The sequence below is a fragment of the Alishewanella longhuensis genome (assembly GCF_014653435.1).
GTDB lineage: Bacteria > Pseudomonadota > Gammaproteobacteria > Enterobacterales > Alteromonadaceae > Alishewanella > Alishewanella longhuensis.
Window position 1 is genome coordinate 803,697 of record NZ_BNAO01000001.1, and the last position, 17,031, is coordinate 820,727.

Below are 17,031 nucleotides of genomic sequence, written 5' to 3' on the forward strand. Positions count from 1 at the left end.
TGGAGAGCGTTATGGCAGGTAATTTTCGCTACCAGCAACTTGCGCAACAACTACAGCATTTGCTAACAGCAGGCTACTGGCAGGCAGGTGAGCGCTTACCATCCATTCGGGCTTTATGCCAGCAGTATCAGTCGTCGCTGGCTACGGTGCAACATGCATTACATCAGTTAGAGGCGCAGGGTTTACTCGAAGCCAGGGCACGCTCGGGTTACTATGTTCGCTCACCACAGGTTGCGATGGTAACGGCAAGTGCACTGCCAGAGCTGGGGCGTCCGGCCCCAGTAACGGTGCCAGAATTGTTTTTCGATATTATGAATCGCAGTGCCGCCTTTGATATTCAACCACAAGGCCCAGTGGTTAAGTTACCGCATTTGACCTTATTACACCGCTTGCTAAGCAGAACCTTACGTGAGCAGGGTACGCGTTATGCGCTACATTACGATGAACCTTTAGGGTTGACTGCGTTAAGGGAGCAACTTGCTTTGCATTATCGGCAGTGCGGTTTGCGGCTCGACAATAATGAACTGTGCGTTACTGCCGGGTGTCAGCATGCGCTATTTCTGGCCTTGCAGGCCGTATGTCGGCCAGGGGATATCGTCGCGGTTGAGCATCCGGCATTTTATGGTGTGCTGCAATTATTGCAACAATTGCAATTGCAGGTACTGGAAATACCTACTGATCACGACGGCATGGATATAACAGCGTTGCAGCACGCATTGGCTAGCTGGCCGATTAAAGCCTGTGTGGTTACACCCGCTTACGCTACGCCAACAGGGGCTTGTATGGTAGAAACCAGGCAGCAGCAACTATTGGTTTTGGCCAGTGTTTACGACTTTGCCATTATTGAAGACGATATTTATGGCGATCTGGGCTTTTATCAACGACCAGCCCCCCTAAAAAGCCTGGATACTGAGCAACGCGTGATCTTATGCAGCTCGTTTTCTAAATCCTTGTCACGAGATCTTCGTATCGGCTGGATTGCCGCCGGGCGCTGGCAGCAGCAAGTAGCCCGTTTAAAGTTAGTTAGCCAACTGGCCGGCAGCCAAAGTGTGCAGCAAGCATTAGCGTTGTTTCTGGCGCAGGGGCACTATAAAAGGCATTTGCAGCATTACCGTATACAGTTGCAGCACCAGCGTGATCAGGTGTTACAAGCGTTACAGCGCTATTGGCCTGAGGCAAATTACACAATACCACAGGGCGGTTTAGCCTTGTGGTTAGTGTTGCCTGAAACGGTAAATTGCACTGCGGCCTATAGCCAGTGTTTGCAGCAGGGGATAGTGCTTACTCCCGGTGCGTTGTTTTCCAGTAGTGGCCAGTTTCAGCATTGCTTGCGTTTAAGTTTTGCTAATCCGATGCTCGGTAACAGGTTAGCGGCACTGCAAACGCTGGCGCAGTTGTTTAGCGCTAAAAGCGCGTAGCAATGATAAAAGTGTCTGTTAATTAAAGCTCATTACTCAGATAGCGTAAATGTCCCAAAAAGCTGCGGGCTACTGGCCCTAAGGTATCAGCATCATTAAAATTCAGATAAAAGGTGTAAGTGCGGCTGGCGCCTCTGGGTAATAGCAGTGGCAACAGCTCGCCATTATCCAGATAAGGCTGCACAGCATGGCGCGGCAGCCAGGCAAATCCCAGGTTTTTGCGCAGTAACTCCACTGAGGTTGCAATATGACTTACCGTCCAACGCTGCTCTGAACCCAGCCAGCCAACATCTTTCTTTTGTTGCTGAGCGGAATCGCGTAGCACAATTTGCCGGCAGTGTTTTAATTCTTCCAATTCCAGTTCGCGTCTGGGTTGACTCAGCGGATGTTGAGCGCCCGCCACTGCCACAAATTCTATCTGGCAAATGTCTTCGCTAAGGTTGTCTGGCAAAGTAAAAGGTGAAATGGCAATTTCGGCTTTGCCCTGACTTAATAACTCGTTAGCGCCAGATAAAATGGTCTCTAACAGTTCGATACGGATCAGCGGATATTCTGCCGAAACCGCCGCTAAGGTTTGATAGAGCATATCTCGGGGAAAGGCTTCATCTATCGCAATTGCCAGTTGTGACTCGACTCCGGCTTTCAAATTAAGCGCCACATTTTCCATGCGATCCGCTTCGGCCAGTAAAAAATTAATACGCCTAAGCAGTTGCTCGCCGGCTGCGGTAAGTTGGGTTTTACGGCCCTCTACCTGTAGCAGGGTAACACCAAGCATTTCCTCCAGCTTATGCACGGCATGATGCACGCTAGACTGGCTTTTATACACGACTTCGGCAGCCTGATGAAAACCACCGTGATCGGCCACGGCTTTAAACATACGCCATTGTTCGAGTGTTGAACGTGCCATAACAGCTCCTTAAAAATAATAAAACCTGGCAACATCAGGTTGCCAGGTTAAGCTGATTTTTAATACAACCTTAGGCTTTACGGCTTAGTAGTGCATCGACCGATACTTTGCCTGCTCCAGTAAACAGCAGAGATACACTGGCAGCCAGTAAGGCTAAACCAAATTCATAGCCATTGTTACTCATAAAAAGACCATTTTGAAAATGCACACTAAAAATGGCAATCAGCATAGCAAAGGCCAGTGCGGCAGCTGCCGGGCGGGTAAGTAAGCCCAACACCAACGCCAAACCACCAAAGAATTCAGCTGAACCGGCTAAAAACGCCATTAGTACGCCTGGTGCCAGGCCGATGCTTTCCATCCAGGCGCCAGTGCCCTGTAAGCCATAACCGCCGAACCAGCCAAACAGTTTTTGTGCGCCATGCGCAGCAAAGATGATGCCGATTGGTACTCGTAATGCCAGTGCACCCCAGCCCGCTGATGTAGTCGTAATACGTGTTAATAATTGTTTTGCGTTTGCCATCTCTATTATCCTCTAAGGTATTAATTAAACTGGTTACTGCCGTTTACCGACAGCCCTATGTTGTCGATAGAGATACTATAGCTCGGCTTTTTGTTTTTTAAAATTGGATATATTTGTCTAATTTGTTCTAATAATTAGAATTTAAGTGTGGATGCTAATACTGCAGTACAATAGCCAATGTTAATTTTCACTGTTAACATATATAAAGAGGGGTTATTAAGCTTGGAATGTCGCTGATGAAGTTAGAAACAAAAGGTATCATTACTTTAAAAAACTTAGAGACAGACTCAGCTTTTTGGCAAACCTTCGATTTAAAATTACGATTGGAAGTACAATTGTTAATTAACTCCGGTATCCGACTCAGAGCAGAAATGGTAGGTTATGAAAAGCATCAATACCTAATTCTGCGAATAAGCCCAAATGAACCGGCCTTACCGAATAACATGCTGACCCATAAGACCGGTTTAATTTGCCGCTTCGTTGTAGAAGCGGAGTTGGGACGTGTTTATGCTTTTAAATCTGAAATATTACACTCCACGACACATCCGTTTCGCCTGCTAGTTGTTCGTTATCCAGAGATTGCTCAGTATATTTCTTTAAGATCGGATCAGCGAAATCCTGTAAAAATACCGATTAAAGTACAGCAGTTGGAAAGTGGAACTTTTATCGCGGAGTTGCAAGATTTATCATTAAATGGTTGTTTAGTGAAAATTAGCGCTGCCGATCCGATGATAGGGCGCGGGGAATTGCTTACTCTTGAATTACCTGCCCCGTTATCTGCTGTCAATGCCATGGTAAAACGTAGTACCCGACCAGATGGTCAGCTAAGGCTGGGGCTGCAGTTTGAGCAGGCTATTTCGTTAGAGATGTTTTCTACTCTGATGCAGTTAAATAGTTAAAATATCGCTGCGTTGCAGAGCTGCCTGGCTCGGGGCCGCGGCAGCTCTTTGTTGATCAGAGATAACTAAGCCAGGGCTTTTTCTGGCTATGTTTGTAGCGGCTAAACCAGCGTGTTGGCCAATACAACAACGCGGCTAGCAGCAAACTAATCAGCCAGATGCTGCTGATGTTTGCTACCCCATACAAAGCACCCTGATTAGCACCAAATAGCCTTATTGCTATGCTATAGAGCAGCAATAAGGCATATAAGTGCAGGATGTAGAAGAACATCGGTACTGAGCCAAAGATTAGTAGTATCCGGCTAAAGGCATTTTGCCAGCGCTCCATCCAGCACAGTAAAAAACACATATCGCTTAAGGTAATAAGTAAAAAATGCAGTGATGGTGGATACTTAGTGAAGTTTAAAAACGACATCACACTTTGTACTAAGGTATCCTGTAGCTGCCAAGGCAGGGTTTCGCCATAAATATTAAAGCCGCGTAGAAGCAGCAGTAACAGCAGGCTAGTGCTGCCGCAGACTAACAAAATCCGCTTTCTTAGCTGCGGTGCTTGTTTAGCGGCATAGAGCGGGCCGGCATAGTAACCAAGTAAGATCACGCCAAACCATGGCAGGGCCGGATAGCTAATCTTTATGGTCAGGCTGTCGGTTTGCAGCAAAATATTGCGATCATGCAAAATGGTCCAGAGGCTATAACCCCATTCGCCCGGCATAAAGTTAATGGGCGTGAGGGCATTGTGGCCAAATACCAACAGCAAGCCCACGAGTAATTGCCAACGCCTGGGTAAATGCAATAACGCTGCCAGTGCCAGCATGCTAAGCCCTATTACCCAGATCACCTGCAGCCAAACCGTATGGTAGCTACCCATCCAGGAAAAGGTGATGAGTGTAAACTCCAGCGCAATTAAAAATAGCCCGCGCTTTACTAAAAAACGGCTGGCTGAACGTGGTATACCGTTAGCGGGATGAGCATACAGCCAGGCGGAGAGGCCCGTTAAAAAAACGAAAATCGGCGCGCAAAAGTGTGCGGCAAAACGGCTAAAAAACAGTGCAGGATCTGTAGTGGTAACGTCCATCGGATCGCTCACCTGCATATGTAGAAAAAAGCGCTCGCGCACATGATCAAGCAGCATAATTAGGATCACCAGCCCTCGCAGCATATCGATAGACTGGATCCGTTGTGTAATAGCTTTATCCATAACTTAAAATTGGTACCTTATTGCAGCACGGGCGCTAACCGGTTCGCCCGGTACTGTCCAAAGCCGGTTATAAGAATTGTGCACATAATACTTATCAAAAATGTTGTCGATATTGAGTTGCGCCTGCAGCTTATCGCTCAGATCAATATGCATAAAGACCGAGAACAGTGTTACTGCCGGCAACTGATAGCTGGGGTCAACCGAGTCACCCAAACGGCTGCCAATATAACGCGCTTTCACGCCGAATTTACTGGCTTTACGCGCCAGCATGGTTTCGGTGGTAAAGATGGCGGTAGCCTGATGCCGGGGTACATTGACCAGTCGGCTACCCGAGGGCACCAAAGAGCCCCATTCTGCGTTAATCACCTCGCCGACGGTTTTGGTGTCCATCACCGCGTAGGACAAATCAAAATATAAATAATCAGTTAGATGCCGATGCAATTCAAATTCGATACCACGACTTTGCGCCCGACCCAGTGTGGCCTGAAAGCCGACATTGACCGGATCAGAGGTCAGGATATTCGATTTCTTGGCATCAAAAAAGGTTAGGGTGCCCTGACTGCTGCCAGCGCTCAGACAGCTTAATTTGATCCTGAATAAAGAAACCAAAACCCCATTGTTCTTCGTCATTAATATACAGTGGAGTTGGCGCAGGAGCGGTGCCTCCATAAACCGGCTGGTAGATATCCAGGCTATAACTGCCGGCAGGGCCGCGATAGCGGCCCAGTAAGGTGTACAGGCTATATTCGTAGGCATCGGCCCCTAACAGCAGATGATGAGTTTGCCCAAATAGCGACACATTACCGCTAAGCTCGCCCCGTATCGACAGATCTTCGGCTTGATAATCACGATTGCGGCGCTGCCGGGTAAGGGTGCGGCCATCGGTAAATAATGTCTGGCGGGCGTTGGCTAATTCGGCATCCGATGAATTCCCTTTTAATGACGACTCACGATAACTGAGCCCGGCCAACAATGACCAGCCATTCTCCAGTGCCGACTCTAACGTCAGTTGATGGCCGGTGGCATCCACCCGAGTTGCACCATCGCTTGGCTCTCCTAAATAGCGTGAGCGCGGTAAGGTTTTTAAATCGTTGTTCAGTACTACATAGCCACGGTCAAATAACTGCTGTTGTTTCAGGTATTCAAACTCGTACAGCAGTGCTGTGCTATCGGACAGGACATAACGAACTGACGGAGTAAACACCGTTTTATCGGTAAACACAAAATCGCGAAAGCTAGCAAATTCCTGAATAGCACCATTAAACCTTACTGCCAGTTGTTCAGTGAGCCTGGTAGTATAATCACCTTCCAGTCGGTATTGATCATAAGTACCCGCAGCTAGCTGTAGGTAGCCTTCAGTGTGTTGCTGCGACTTTTTCGTAATAATATTCACGGTGCCACCGGGTTCCGAGCGGCCAAATAACGCGGAGCCGGGGCCTTTCATTATTTCAATATATTCAACATTTACCAGATCGCGGTTGCCGCTAAAACCACGGCCAGCATTAAAACCATTCACCAGATAACCAGACGGCATGTTCTCATTGCCCGGAAAACCACGAATAGAAAAACTATCCCAGAGGCCGCCACCATTATTTTGCCGGGCGATACTACCGGCCAGATCAAGGGCATCCTGAAAACGGGTGATGCCGTTATCGCGTAGCATTTCCAGATGAATACTTTCTACCGCCTGGGCCTGCAGGCGCAACGGCACATCCCCCCGATAAGCTTGTTTATAGTTAACGCTGATATGCTCGATATTGGCAGTGGAATCAGTATTTTCAGCCATGACGGCTAATGTCGTTAAACTGGCTGCCAGAGCCAGTGGCCACAAAAAATAGCGCGTTGGAACAAACATTGAAGCCTCAATGGAAGATAAGTAATAACAATTTAGATTTGTTATAACATATCATAATTGCGCTTCAAAAATAAGAGACCCCATAAAAGAAACGGGTCTCTTTGGGAAGATACCCCACATCTTCCAAGAAGCAGGGGATAACGCTTAACGGCTGCGAGCCTTAAGCGGGGAGTTCAAACCATAAGGCCTTCACCGCTCCTTTGGTCGCATGAGCCTTAAGGCTGGCAATCGCTGCCAATTTTACCCCATCACCAGGATAAAGCTGTTGCTCGTCCAGCATTAGCTCGCCGCTAATCAGGTGCAGGTAATAGGCTTTACCTGCAGTAACCGGCAGTTCCAGCTTGTCATGCTCGCTTAACAGCAACTGCGCCAGCGCGGCTTCCTGCTTAATTTGCAAGGTGCCATCGCGGCCATCTGGGGTAATCACCCAGGTAAGGCCAGGAGCATTGCCAAAATCTTTTTGCTGGTAGCCAGGTTCACCGTTTTGCACATTCGGCTCAATCCATATTTGCAGAAATTTCAGAGCAGCCGTTTTGCTGGCGTTATATTCGCTATGATAAATACCTTTACCTGCGCTCATTAGCTGAAACTCACCGGCTGGCAGTATTTCTTCGTTCCCCGCTGAATCTTTATGGGCGATTTCTCCTTCAAGCACATAGCTAATGATTTCCATATTGCGATGGCCATGGGTACTAAAGCCCGCTCCCGGAGCGACCTGATCATCATTAATCACCCTAAGTGCTGAGAACCCCATTTGCTTTGGATTGTAGTAATCACCAAAGGAAAACGTATGCTGACTTTTCAGCCAACCAAAATGTGCCCTGCCACGCTCGTTAGCACGAATAATTTCAAACATCTTAACCTCCGGTTGTTTGGGTATCTGTGCAACATTTTAACGTGATGGCACTTGGTATAAAATCGAATAAAATAATATGATTTGTTCGTTTTATAAGAATTAATTCTGCGGAGATGTGCGCAGGAGTAGACCAGCCACAGGGTAGCTGGTCTTAACTGCGGGCTATCAGGCGGCGGTTATTTCTGGTGTTTTCAGTTGTTCTGCATGCGGCAGCTCTGCTGGTGGTAACTCAGTGCCGCCTTGCAGTAAAAAGTGATCCAGCCATTGCATTAAACGCATGGCATAATCCAGCTGCGAGGCAGAACGGGTATTGCCATGGCCTTCGCCTGGATAGAGCACCAACCTGACTGGCACCTTACCTAAGGTTTTAAGATAACGGTATAACTCCATCGACTGGCTGGGATGTACCCGGGTGTCGTTTTTACCATGCATAATGAGAATTGGGGTACGAGCCTGCTCAGCATAATAAATAGGGCTGCGTTCCAGATACCATTGCCACTTTTCCCACGGGTAGCTGCGGGCGTGTACCTGGTGCATCTCATTGGCAATATCGGTAGTACCAAATTTTGATAAATTATTGCTAATGCCCACAAACATTACGCTGGCGGCGAAATGTTCGGTTTGCGCTGTGGCGCCCCAGGCCGAAGCATAACCGCCATAAGACCCGCCAGTAATGCCCACTTTTTTCTCGTCCACTAAACCGGCGGCAACCAGGGCATTTTTGGCATCGACAATGTCATCAAACTCTTTGCCGGCATAGTCATTTTGCCCGAGTTTAGAGAAGTCTACTCCTCTGCCAGTACTGCCACGATAGTTCGGGAAAAACACCATATAGCCTTGTGCAGCCGCGTAATTCACCGGGCTGCCATAGCGGTTGTTCCAGCCATTAGAGATATGCGCCTCAGGGCCGCCATGTACGACCATAATCAGCGGGTAGCGCTGACCTGGCTGATAATTAAGTGGGTATACCAACACCCCTTCCAGCGCTAAGCCATCGCGCGCTTGATGGCGAAACAGCTCCTGCCGCGGCTGAGTAATGTCTTTTAATAACGGGTTAGAGTCGGTGAGCCGGCTCAAGCGGCCACGTTGGGTTAGGGTATAAACTTCTGCTGGATGCTCGGCCTTATTTAAAAGCACCCGACCTTCGCTCTGGTTTGCTGGCCAGACAATACGGCTAATAATGCCATTGCCAGGTTTTACCAGTTGGCTGACTTTGCCGCTACGGATGGCAATACTGCCGATTTCCGCTTCAACCCCCTGGTGGCCAACATAAAGCAGCTCAGTATTAGAACGCCAGCTAATACTTTGCACATGGCCGGCATAGTTAGGCAGTAACTCCCGGATCTGACCAGTATTTACCTCGGCCAAATAAAGTAAACCGGCAGAGGGATCATGCTTGTCCTGAGCACCAATAAAAGCCAGCTGTTTACCATCGGGTGAAAATTCGGCCTGATCCAGTTTACCTTCGGTGTTAAATGCTTGCAGTAACTCGCCGTTATGACTTAATAATTGATATTGACTGCGCATCAGATCATCATCGACCAACGGCGTCGGCGCTGCCCGCACCAGGATATTCTGACTAGCAGGCTGAAATTGCAGTGATAAAATATGCTGGTTAACCGCTAACAGCTGTGCTTTAGCACCTTGCTCAGTTAACGACAGCATGAGCAATTGAGTTGAAGTAAGGTTTTCTTCAAAGATTTCAGCACGGAAGCCTTTTTTCTCTAATTGGGTTTCGCTGCTGCTCTTGGCCGGCCGGGCACGAAAAGCGAGTAACTGACCATCGTCACTTATCGCGTAAGATTGTATATCAGTGTTGTGTTCATAAACTTTGATCGCTTCGCCACCACTGATCGCGATACGATACAGGCTGGTAAATTTATCCGCATCACGTTTGCTTAAAAAGTATAAAAAGCGATCCTGATGAGCAAACTGCACCTGTGCTACCCGCTGCTTGCCAGTGACAAAACGTTGCTCCTGACCATTAGCGTTTAATAAGTACAGCTCGATATAGCTGGTACCATCATCCTCAGTATAAGGTTGGCGGGGTACCACCCGGGTAAAGGCAGTAAGTTTGCCATCCTGGCTTATCGCCAGTTGATTAACTTGTTGCAGAGTGACCGTTTCTTGCAAAGTCAGTGGTCGTGCTGCGAGCTGCAGTGAGAGTAGTAACAGCACACTGATAAAATAAACATTTATAACAGAAAGTGGTTTTTTCATTAGATCTCCATGACCAACCGCTAACACGTTGTATTGCGTGTTAATCTCAAATTAGAAGCATAGCGGCTGGACAACATAAATTCGAGTGAGTTAAACGCTGGAATGTTCAGGTTTATCGCAATGTCACCGGGCAGCAAGCGCTGGTTTGAATAGGCCTTTTGCGGTATTCTGCGCTAGTGTTTTTCACGTTAAATATGATAACCAAGTAACGGTAAAGCAGTTAACGATAACGAGCTGCGACTTACTAAAGCCGCGCAGTTACAGCAAAATCAAGTGCCGAACCATAGGCGAATTGCAAAATAGTACAGGAGTACAGATGCAACCTCTAGCATGGCGAAACTACTGGCAGCACAGCCGGGACTTTATTCAAGCCTATTGGCAACGTTGCCAGCAAGATCAGATTTCGATGGTTGGCGGCTACCTGACTTATATTTCGCTGTTATCGCTGGTACCTTTAGTCACCGTAATGTTTTCTATGCTTAGTGCTTTTCCCATGTTTGCCGAGTTTCAAAGCAATCTGGAAGCCTTTATTTATGCCAACGTGATCCCTTCTCGAGGCGAAGAGATCCAAACTTATCTGACCAAGTTTATTGGTAACACCGGTGGTATGACTGCCATCGGTATTTTGGCGCTGCTCTTTGTTGCGCTGCTGCTTATTCATAATATCGATAAAACGTTAAATAAGATTTGGCGTGTAACCAGCCGGCCGCGCTTAATTATTTCGTTTTCGATTTATTGGATGATTTTAACCTTAGGCCCAATTTTATTCGGCCTATCCATTGGTGTAACTTCTTATCTGGTCAGACTTAGCGCTTTCGCAGACGATTACACGCCGGGTTTTTCTACCTTAGTGTTAAGCGTAGTGCCGTATTTGATGTCATTAGCGGCATTTTTTATCTTGTATCTGGTGGTGCCTAATATCAAGGTAAGACTCAAACACGCGTTGTGGGGGGCCTTACTTGCTACTATTTTATTTGAGCTGTCTAAACGCGGTTTTGCGCTCTATGTCACGCATTTTCCTACCTATCAAACCATCTATGGCGCCCTGGCTTTATTACCCATTTTGTTTGTTTGGGTGCACTTATCCTGGATGGTGGTGTTGTTAGGAGCGGAGCTGACAGCCTTATTGCAACAACGGGAAAACGGCCAATGCCGTGAAGATGAAATATGCCCAGTACCGGCTGCAGTGCTGGAACAAGCGCCGTCGGGCCCAGATAACGAGCAAAGCGATGTAGGTAGTAACCACAAATGAAAGCGTTAATACAACGGGTAAGTCAGGCTAGGGTTGCGGTAGCAGGCAACACTATTGGCGCTATTGAGCGTGGTTTATTGGTTTTTTTGGGGGTAGAGGCCGGTGATACTTTGGCTGATCTGCAAAAACTAGCTGAGAAAGTGGTGCGTTACCGCGTTTTTAGTGATGAAAATGGCAAAATGAATTTAAATGTGCAGCAAGCCGGTGGCAGTTTACTGGTGGTATCGCAATTTACCCTAGCGGCGGATACCCGCTCGGGTTTACGTCCTAGTTTCACCCCCGCCGCCGCACCCGTGTTAGCAGAAGAATACTATTTGCAGTTTTGTCAGCATTGTCGTGCCTTGGGGCTAGTGGTCGCAACCGGGCGTTTTGCTGCTGATATGCAAGTGAGCCTAACCAATGATGGACCTGTCACTTTTTTGCTGGAGAGTCGTTGATGAGTAAAGGTTTACAGTTGAGGTGTCCGCAAACTGCTGCGGAGTGGCAGGCTTATTATCAGTTACGCTGGCAGGTGTTACGTGCGCCCTGGCAACAACCCTTGGGTTCAGAGCAGGATGAATTAGAAGCGCAAAGCGTACATTTAATGTTAGTGGCTGAAAATGGCGATATCGCTGCCGTTGGTCGCTTGCATCAGTTAGATGCATATACTGCACAAGTGCGCTATATGGCCGTGGCGGATGCCTGGCAAGGACAAGGTGCTGGCGGCATGATATTGCAAGGTTTAGAGCAGCAGGCTATAGCGCTTGGACTACAAGCTGTATTACTAAACGCCCGAGACACCGCGCTTAAATTTTATTTGAAGCAAGGCTATCAGGTAATAGGTTCTGCAGCAACGCAATTTGGGATCCAGCATCATCGTATGCAAAAAACGCTGGTGCTGGCCGGCAATATTGCAGACTGGACCGCCTGGTGCCAGACTTTACAACAGACCTGGCACGATACTATTCCGCTAAGTGCTTATATGCAGCTAAATATTGATAACTTTGATGGTTACCAACTGCAATGCAGCGCGCCGCTAGCCCCAAATATCAATCTGCATCACACCATGTTTGCCGGCAGCATCTATACACTGGCGACCTTAACGGGCTGGGGCTTGTTGTATTTGCAACTGCAAAGTCTGGGCCTTAGCGGCGCTCAGGTGTTAGCTGAGGCTAATATGCGTTATTTTAAACCGATAAAAACTGCACCCCAGGCTATTTGCCGTTTAGCTGAGGCGAAAGGTGATTTAACTGCTCTGAGCAAAGGACGTAAAGTGCAACAGCAGATCAGGGTTGAACTGCATGCTGATGGTGAGCTTTGTGCTGAATTTAATGGCCGTTATGCGGTATTGCCGGAGCAATGAGATGGCAAATAAGGTGATTATTGTTGGCTGTGGCTGGTTAGGGCAGCAAGTTGCCCCTAAACTTGCGGCGGCGGGCCTGCAGGTTTTCGGTAGCAGACGCAGCGCAGACGCGGTACAAAGCTTAGCTAAACCTATTTATGGCGTGGCATTACCGCTAGTTAATGCTGAGATATCAGCAGAATTGCAGACACTGTTTCATGATGCTTGGGTAATTTGTACTATTCCGCCTGGTGGTCGCACTGGCGGCTCGACAACAGATTATCTGCCAGTATTAAAGACGCTAGCGTTACTTTGCCAGCAAGCGGGCATCAAAGGTGGTATCCATATTAGTTCTACAGGGGTTTATCAGGGACTGGCGGGTGAGGTAGATGAAACTGCGGTGCTTAAACAGGAGCATCCCAGAGTGGCGTTGTTGGCCGCCGGCGAGCAACTGCTGCGTGCTAGTGGCCCCTGGTTAACTCTGCGCTTGTCGGGTTTAATGGGGCCAGGGCGTCATCCTGGGCGTTTTGTGCAAGGCAAAACACTTAGCGGTGGCGCATATCCGGTGAATATGGTGCACAGCGCTGATGTGGCAAAGGCCCTGCTGGCCATTATTGGCAATTGGCCGCTTCCCAGCCACTGCTATAATCTCAGCTCACCTGAGTGGGTAACAAAACAAGATTTTTATCAGGCGGCTTGTGCTCAGCTTGGCACTTCACCGCCGGTTAGCTTTACGGCTGAAGCACCAGACCCTGCCCGACAGGTGCTAGCAAATGCCTTATGCCGCGATACCGGCTTTCGCTATCAGTTTGCTGATGCCAGGCAAGCACTTGAGGCGTGCCCTAGCCGCGAGATTAAATCTTAAATTGCGCTGCGGCAGTTTGCAGCTGCCCTGCGAGCTTGGCGACCTCGTCACTGTATTGCAGTGTTTGCTCTGCCTGATTAGCACTGGCTTGCGCCAAGCCGACCATCTGATGCATCCGATCGTTAATGGCTTGACCAAGTTGTAACTGGTTGCTGCTAGCCTGATTAACTGCTGTGCTAATATGTAAGGTAGCGGAAATTGCTTGGGTCACCTGAGTTAACGCCTGCACTAATTCGGTCATAGTCAGTACGCAACCCTCGGCATCGGTTTTACCGGCTAACACTGCGCTCACGGCTTGCTTGCTTTGCTGCTGCAGACGCTCAATCATCTGCTGTATTTCACTGGTCGCTTGTTGAGTACGGCCGGCCAGCGAGCGCACTTCATCTGCTACTACGGCAAAACCGCGGCCTTGTTCACCGGCACGTGCTGCTTCAATAGCGGCGTTTAAAGCCAGCAAATTGGTTTGTTCGGCAATGGCACTAATAGTAGTGAGAATACCGCCAATATTGGTCGATTCGTCATTCACCTTACTCATTAAACTGCTGGTGCTGACCAGTTGCTGCGCCAGTTTAGTAATGCGGCCATTGTTATCTGCCGCTAATTGGCTGATTTGCTCACTTTGTTGCATGGCTTGTTGCATGGCATGACCGGCTTCTGCTGCCTGCGACGCAACGGCTTGGGTGTTTTGCGCTAACTGCTCGGTAATCTGATCGACACTGCTAATTTGTTCTTGTTGTAAATGTAGCGATTGATTAATTTCACTGACCGCCTGGGTAGAACGGCCCGAGGTACTACTTAACGCTGCCGCATTTTGCTGGATATTAGTTAACAGACCACTCAGGGCATTGATTAGGCTATTCACCTTAGCGGATAAGGCGCCAAACTCGTCTTGTTGTTTGATTTCCAGTTTACGGGTTAAGTCGCCCTTGGCGATATAACCTAAAATATGGTTAATACCTGCCAGCGGTTTTAACATAGCGTTAATGGTAAAGTAGGCGGTAGCGGCTGCCAGTACCACTAAGATCACCATAATAAACCAGGTGCGCGTGCTGCCAGCGCTAAGGGCGCTAGAAGCTTGCTGCTGTAAGCTATTAAATTGTTGATCGGCGGCACTAACCACCTGACCAAGCTGCTGCAAAGCTAGTTCGACTTGCTGCTCAGCGGTATTGAGTTCATTACGGGCGCGTTGTAGTTCTGCCAGTTGCTGCTGCTTTAATGCGACTAAGTTTTCTTCGCTCTCCAAACGTTCGGTGAGCTGCTGCCATTGCTCGTCAAAGCTCTGCCATAAATCCTGCGTATTAATGCCCTGTGCCAGCTGTGCCAGGTAATCAACATTTACCTGCATATCACTTACTGCAAAACTAATGTTGTCTTTATTGCGTTCAAACTGGACGACATCATTGTAACTTGCGGTTTCCCGCAAGGTATTAACCAAGCCAACTAATTGCCCATCTAACCTGGCAGCCGTACCGGCAATAATCTCTGCGGTTTGTTGATTGCGGGGTAACTCTAACTCACTCAGCTCAATTAAGGCTGCGCCGGTTTCATCTAACAGGCTTTCCATATTGCTCAGCTCAGTGCTGAGCTGCTGTTGATACGTTAGGCTTTGCAGTCTGGCGCTAAACATTTGCTCTGTAGCCTGCATATAGCGGTTGGCATGTTCGGCAGCAGTTTGCAGGCTTTGCTGCAGAGTACCACTGGCAATTAATTGTTGGAAACCTTGGATTAACTGGCCGAATTGCTGTTGTTGTTGCTGGAAGTTTTGTTGGTAGCGCGTAATGTCGCTGCTTTGTTCGGCCGTAAAACCTGAGGCAGTTAAACGGGCTAATTGCAGTAATTGAATTTGCGCCAGATTGCTTTGCTGCTGCGCCGGCACCGCCAGCTCGTTAACCTGGGTGTTGGCATTGGTAATGCTGCGAAAGCTGCTGAGCGCTGAGATACTGGCGATAAGCAATAATAGCGTAATAAAGCCAAAACCAATAATGACTTTATGTGCAACGGTTAACTTCATATGCTGAGCCCCTGTCAGACCAGTTTTTAGTATAGTTATTTTTAAAGGATCTGCGTCCAACTGAACGTTAACAGTTTTTAGGTTACTGGTCTAGCCAGTTTTGGCGTTGCATAAAAAATACCCGGCAGTGCCGGGTGTGAGTTTGTGACTAATAGTCGCCCTTTAGTTATTAAAAACTGCAGAGTAAGCCTGCAGGCAGGGCGCTATTCAATTGACCATCACGGATCAGCATTGCGCTTTTTTCGATATCCGGGCCGAAATAGCGATCCTGATCATAAAATGCTACCTGCTGTCGTAATAACGCTTTCGCCTGTTCAAGCGCCGCTGTGCTCTTTACTGGTGCCCGGAAATCAAGACCCTGCGCCGCAGCCAGATATTCAACGGCGAGTACCCCTGTGGTGTTTTCGGCCATATCCGCTAAACGCCGGGCGGCAAAGGTGGCCATAGACACATGATCTTCCTGATTGGCAGAGGTCGGTAAGCTATCTACCGATGCCGGGTGTGCTAAGGATTTGTTTTCTGAGGCTAAGGCTGCAGCTGTTACCTGTGCAATCATAAAGCCACTGTTGACGCCGCCATTAGGCACCAAAAAGGCTGGTAATTTACTTAAGCTGGCATCGATTAACAGGGCCATGCGACGCTCGGATAAGGCACCAATTTCGGCAATCGCCAATGCCAGATTATCGGCGGCCATGGCTACCGGTTCAGCATGGAAATTACCGCCTGAGAGAATATCTCCGTCTTCGGCAAAAACGAGCGGGTTATCGGTTACGCCATTGGCTTCTACTTCTAAAACGCCTGCGGCATGGCGGATTTGGGTTAAACAGGCACCCATCACCTGTGGCTGACAGCGCAGGGAGTAAGGGTCTTGTACCTTTTCACAATCTTTGTGCGATTGGCCGACTTCGGAATCCGTGCCAAGCAAATGCCGGTAAATGGCGGCAGCATCAATTTGCCCTTGTTGGCCGCGGGCTAAATGGATGCGTGGATCAAAGGGCGCGCGACTGCCTAATGCCGCTTCTACGCTCATAGCACCAATTACTGAACCAGCAGCAAACACATCTTCGGCGCGGAATAAGCCTTCCAGTGCCAGAGCGGTTGAGGCCTGAGTACCATTTAATAGCGCTAAGCCTTCTTTGGCTGCCAGCGTTAATGGCTGTAAGCCAACTAAATCGAAGGCTTCTTTAGCATCATAGATCTGGCCTTTATAGCAAATTTCACCTTCGCCAATTAGCGGTAATACCATATGGGCTAGGGGGGCTAAATCGCCAGACGCGCCAACTGAGCCTTTCTCTGGGATACAGGGGTAAAGCTCGGCATTGACCATATCAATGAGTAATTGGATCACGCTTAAGCGAATACCCGAGAAACCACGGGCTAAGGAGTTAATCTTTAACACCATCATTAGGCGCACTGTGCTATCCGCCATAAACTGGCCAAAGCCAGCGGCATGGGACAGCACGATAGAACGTTGTAGCAATTCAAGCTCTTCATGTTTAATCCGGGTATTGGCCAGTAAGCCAAACCCCGTGTTTATGCCGTAAACCACTTTGTTTTGCTTTAAAATATCGGCCACGCAAGCCGCCGATTTTTCAATTGCCGGCAGGGCGCTGGCATCTAAGGTCAGGGTTACAGCACCTTGCTTAACCGCACGTAATTGGGTGAGTGTCAGTTTGCCTGGTGTTAAATGTAAGGCGTAAGTCATAATT

Annotated in this window: 13 protein-coding genes and 1 pseudogene; 6 read left to right on the forward strand and 8 right to left on the reverse strand. The window is 48.3% G+C overall.

Annotated features, from left to right (window positions below):
* The first annotated feature begins 11 nt into the window (after positions 1–11).
* The gene (locus IE163_RS03380) at positions 12–1,418 is read left to right on the forward strand and encodes an aminotransferase-like domain-containing protein (RefSeq protein ID WP_189430161.1); all 1,407 of its coding nucleotides are present in this window, start codon (positions 12–14) and stop codon (positions 1,416–1,418) included.
* Between the two features lie 22 nt (positions 1,419–1,440).
* Here the strand turns inward: IE163_RS03380 and IE163_RS03385 are convergent, their stop codons facing one another.
* The gene (locus IE163_RS03385) at positions 1,441–2,325 is read right to left on the reverse strand and encodes a LysR family transcriptional regulator (protein WP_189430163.1); all 885 of its coding nucleotides are present in this window, start codon (positions 2,323–2,325) and stop codon (positions 1,441–1,443) included.
* 70 nt (positions 2,326–2,395) lie between these two features.
* Positions 2,396–2,845: a DoxX family protein gene (locus tag IE163_RS03390; protein ID WP_189430165.1), complete on the reverse strand. Its 450-nt coding sequence runs from the start codon at positions 2,843–2,845 to the stop codon at positions 2,396–2,398.
* Between the two features lie 236 nt (positions 2,846–3,081).
* Between IE163_RS03390 and IE163_RS03395 the strand changes: the two genes are divergently transcribed.
* Positions 3,082–3,744 (forward strand): PilZ domain-containing protein, encoded by a 663-nt coding sequence (locus IE163_RS03395; RefSeq protein ID WP_189430174.1) that lies wholly within the window; start codon positions 3,082–3,084, stop codon positions 3,742–3,744.
* A 55-nt stretch (positions 3,745–3,799) separates the two neighbouring features.
* On the opposite strand, the gene IE163_RS03400 is transcribed toward IE163_RS03395, so the two are convergent.
* The 4 genes and pseudogenes from IE163_RS03400 to IE163_RS03415 all read right to left on the reverse strand — a co-directional run bounded on the left by IE163_RS03400 (position 3,800) and on the right by IE163_RS03415 (position 9,873).
* A complete protein-coding gene (locus IE163_RS03400; protein WP_189430178.1) occupies positions 3,800–4,942 on the reverse strand; it encodes an acetyltransferase domain-containing protein in 1,143 nt (380 codons plus the stop codon).
* 3 nt (positions 4,943–4,945) lie between these two features.
* Positions 4,946–6,797 (reverse strand): annotated as a pseudogene (locus IE163_RS03405) (TonB-dependent siderophore receptor).
* A 160-nt stretch (positions 6,798–6,957) separates the two neighbouring features.
* Positions 6,958–7,653, reverse strand: coding sequence for a pirin family protein (locus IE163_RS03410; protein WP_189430180.1), 696 nt, complete (start codon positions 7,651–7,653; stop codon positions 6,958–6,960).
* A gap of 165 nt (positions 7,654–7,818) precedes the next feature.
* A complete protein-coding gene (locus IE163_RS03415; protein WP_189430183.1) occupies positions 7,819–9,873 on the reverse strand; it encodes an alpha/beta hydrolase family protein in 2,055 nt (684 codons plus the stop codon).
* Between the two features lie 316 nt (positions 9,874–10,189).
* Here IE163_RS03415 and IE163_RS03420 point away from each other — a divergent pair, with 316 nt between their 5' ends.
* Genes IE163_RS03420 through IE163_RS03435 form a run of 4 tightly spaced genes read left to right on the forward strand, consistent with a single transcriptional unit; the run spans position 10,190 to position 13,311 of the window.
* Positions 10,190–11,125: a virulence factor BrkB family protein gene (locus IE163_RS03420; RefSeq protein WP_189430185.1), complete on the forward strand. Its 936-nt coding sequence runs from the start codon at positions 10,190–10,192 to the stop codon at positions 11,123–11,125.
* Positions 11,122–11,562: a D-aminoacyl-tRNA deacylase gene (gene dtd, locus IE163_RS03425; protein ID WP_189430187.1), complete on the forward strand. Its 441-nt coding sequence runs from the start codon at positions 11,122–11,124 to the stop codon at positions 11,560–11,562. Before IE163_RS03420 ends, dtd begins: the two co-directional genes overlap by 4 nt.
* Complete coding sequence (locus IE163_RS03430) at positions 11,562–12,467, forward strand: bifunctional GNAT family N-acetyltransferase/hotdog fold thioesterase (protein ID WP_189430189.1); 906 nt, start codon at positions 11,562–11,564, stop codon at positions 12,465–12,467. Before dtd ends, IE163_RS03430 begins: the two co-directional genes overlap by 1 nt.
* A 1-nt stretch (position 12,468) precedes the next feature.
* Positions 12,469–13,311: an NAD(P)H-binding protein gene (locus tag IE163_RS03435; protein WP_189430192.1), complete on the forward strand. Its 843-nt coding sequence runs from the start codon at positions 12,469–12,471 to the stop codon at positions 13,309–13,311.
* Here IE163_RS03435 and IE163_RS03440 read toward each other — a convergent pair.
* Both IE163_RS03440 and hutH read right to left on the reverse strand, forming a co-directional pair.
* On the reverse strand, positions 13,301–15,322 hold the full coding sequence (locus IE163_RS03440; protein WP_189430194.1) for a methyl-accepting chemotaxis protein: 2,022 nt from the start codon (positions 15,320–15,322) through the stop codon (positions 13,301–13,303). The genes IE163_RS03435 and IE163_RS03440 overlap by 11 nt on opposite strands.
* 169 nt (positions 15,323–15,491) lie before the next feature.
* Positions 15,492–17,027 (reverse strand): histidine ammonia-lyase, encoded by a 1,536-nt coding sequence (hutH, locus tag IE163_RS03445; RefSeq protein ID WP_189430196.1) that lies wholly within the window; start codon positions 17,025–17,027, stop codon positions 15,492–15,494.
* Between the last annotated feature and the right edge of the window lie 4 nt (positions 17,028–17,031).

Coding starts and splice junctions, on each gene's coding strand:
- IE163_RS03380 (WP_189430161.1), top strand. CDS start 12: ATGGCAGGTAATTTTCGCTACCAGCAACTTGCGCAACAACTACAGCAT.
- IE163_RS03385 (WP_189430163.1), bottom strand. CDS start 2,325: ATGGCACGTTCAACACTCGAACAATGGCGTATGTTTAAAGCCGTGGCC.
- IE163_RS03390 (WP_189430165.1), bottom strand. CDS start 2,845: ATGGCAAACGCAAAACAATTATTAACACGTATTACGACTACATCAGCG.
- IE163_RS03395 (WP_189430174.1), top strand. CDS start 3,082: ATGAAGTTAGAAACAAAAGGTATCATTACTTTAAAAAACTTAGAGACA.
- IE163_RS03400 (WP_189430178.1), bottom strand. CDS start 4,942: ATGGATAAAGCTATTACACAACGGATCCAGTCTATCGATATGCTGCGA.
- IE163_RS03410 (WP_189430180.1), bottom strand. CDS start 7,653: ATGTTTGAAATTATTCGTGCTAACGAGCGTGGCAGGGCACATTTTGGT.
- IE163_RS03415 (WP_189430183.1), bottom strand. CDS start 9,873: ATGAAAAAACCACTTTCTGTTATAAATGTTTATTTTATCAGTGTGCTG.
- IE163_RS03420 (WP_189430185.1), top strand. CDS start 10,190: ATGCAACCTCTAGCATGGCGAAACTACTGGCAGCACAGCCGGGACTTT.
- dtd (WP_189430187.1), top strand. CDS start 11,122: ATGAAAGCGTTAATACAACGGGTAAGTCAGGCTAGGGTTGCGGTAGCA.
- IE163_RS03430 (WP_189430189.1), top strand. CDS start 11,562: ATGAGTAAAGGTTTACAGTTGAGGTGTCCGCAAACTGCTGCGGAGTGG.
- IE163_RS03435 (WP_189430192.1), top strand. CDS start 12,469: ATGGCAAATAAGGTGATTATTGTTGGCTGTGGCTGGTTAGGGCAGCAA.
- IE163_RS03440 (WP_189430194.1), bottom strand. CDS start 15,322: ATGAAGTTAACCGTTGCACATAAAGTCATTATTGGTTTTGGCTTTATT.
- hutH (WP_189430196.1), bottom strand. CDS start 17,027: ATGACTTACGCCTTACATTTAACACCAGGCAAACTGACACTCACCCAA.